The sequence below is a fragment of the Promicromonospora xylanilytica genome (assembly GCF_054782895.1).
Genome location: NZ_BAAGRP010000040.1, coordinates 1 through 1,429 on the forward strand (window position 1 = coordinate 1; position 1,429 = coordinate 1,429).

General features: G+C 66.4%; 4 protein-coding genes. 3 read left to right on the forward strand and 1 reads right to left on the reverse strand.

Annotated elements, in window-relative coordinates; all coding sequences use genetic code 11:
* The coding region (locus ACYVK7_RS17670; protein WP_460889034.1) for a hypothetical protein at positions 1-193 on the reverse strand (193 nt) is incomplete at its 3' end.
* A gap of 39 nt (positions 194-232) precedes the next feature.
* Between ACYVK7_RS17670 and ACYVK7_RS17675 the strand changes: the two genes are divergently transcribed.
* The 3 genes from ACYVK7_RS17675 to ACYVK7_RS17685 are packed head-to-tail and all read left to right on the forward strand — an operon-like array spanning position 233 to position 1,355.
* Positions 233-385 (forward strand): hypothetical protein, encoded by a 153-nt coding sequence (locus tag ACYVK7_RS17675; protein WP_460889035.1) that lies wholly within the window; start codon positions 233-235, stop codon positions 383-385.
* Positions 382-1,179: an aldo/keto reductase gene (locus tag ACYVK7_RS17680; protein WP_460889036.1), complete on the forward strand. Its 798-nt coding sequence runs from the start codon at positions 382-384 to the stop codon at positions 1,177-1,179. Before ACYVK7_RS17675 ends, ACYVK7_RS17680 begins: the two co-directional genes overlap by 4 nt.
* Positions 1,176-1,355 carry a hypothetical protein gene (locus ACYVK7_RS17685; protein ID WP_460889037.1) on the forward strand — a complete coding sequence of 60 codons (180 nt, stop codon included), beginning with the start codon at positions 1,176-1,178 and terminating at the stop codon, positions 1,353-1,355. Before ACYVK7_RS17680 ends, ACYVK7_RS17685 begins: the two co-directional genes overlap by 4 nt.
* The last annotated feature ends 74 nt before the right edge of the window (positions 1,356-1,429 follow it).

Sequence of the window (1,429 nt, forward strand, 5' to 3'; positions counted from 1 at the left end):
CTTCATAGCCATGCGGATCAAACTCGCTTCCTCTGGATCCACGATCCAGTATCAGCGTGTCCACCAAACGGGGTGAAGCCCCGTCACCTTCCTCGACACCATCAACACACCGGTCCTCCAGGCGGACCTGACGATCCTGCTGACCGCCGCATCCGGCGTCGTCCGGGCCCGCCTGACTCAGCGCGGAGCGCACAACCGTTACCACGACCGGCCCGACGCGACCGTAAGCGAAGTGACCTACTTCCGCGAGGCCGCCGACCGGCTCACCCGCACCAACGCCCGGATCGAGCACATCGACACCACCAGCCTGGACACGGCGACCGTCGCCGAGCGGGCGGCAGCGCTCGTGCTTCAGGTCCCGCGCGACCTGAAGGAGGCCTCATGACCAACACCGCACCCGCACCCGCCGAGTTGGGCGGGACGTTCAGCATCGGCGGGGACCTCCCCGTCCGCCGCATCGGGTACGGCGCCATGCAGATCACCGGCCCGGGCCACTGGTTCCACCCAGCCGACATGGACGGCGCCAAGGCAGTCCTACGCGAGGCAGTCAACCTCGGGGTCAACCACATCGACACCGCCGACGCCTACGGGCCCGAGACCAGCGAACGCCTGATGCGCAAGGCCCTGTACCCCTACCCGGACGACCTGGTCATCGCGACCAAGGGCGGCATGACCCGGCAGGGTCCGAACCGGTGGGCTCCCGTAGGCCGCCCGGAGTACCTGCGTCAGTGCGTCGAGATGAGCCTGCGCCGCCTCGCCCTGGACCGGATCGATCTGTACTACCTGCACCGCATCGACCCCCACGTGCCGCTTGCCGACCAGCTCGGCGAACTCGCCGCCCTCCGGGAGGAGGGCAAGATCCGGCACATCGGGGTATCCAAGGCCACCGTCACCCAGGTCGAGGCGGCCCGAGCGATCACGCCCATCGCCGCCGTGCAGAACAAGTTCAACCATCTCGAAGGAGATCGCGCTGTCCTGGAGTACTGCACCGTGCACGGTCTGGCGTTCGTGCCATACGCACCACTCAGTGCCGGAACGCTCGCTCGCAACGGCGGTGCGCCTGAAGCCATCAGATGGCTCCTGGATCAATCGCCCGCTGTCCTACCGATTCCAGGAACCACATCGATCGACCACCTCCACGCCAACCTCGCCGCAGCAACCGAAAGAAGGCCTGAATGACCCAGCCCGACCTCGCCCGAACAGAAATCGACGATGCACCTGCGCCGGTCGCGCCAAGCGCAGAGGCACTGCGCGAGCAGATGGTCACAGAACTCATCGAGGAGGGTGAGCTCGACGATCCAGCGATCCAATCAGCGTTCCGCGCCGTACCGCGTGACGTGTTCGTTCGGGACTGATGCGCGGGTAGGTGTCACATGATCTGCGGCGCTGAGGAGCGTTGCAGGGAAGGATGTGCATCATGCCTGCTCCC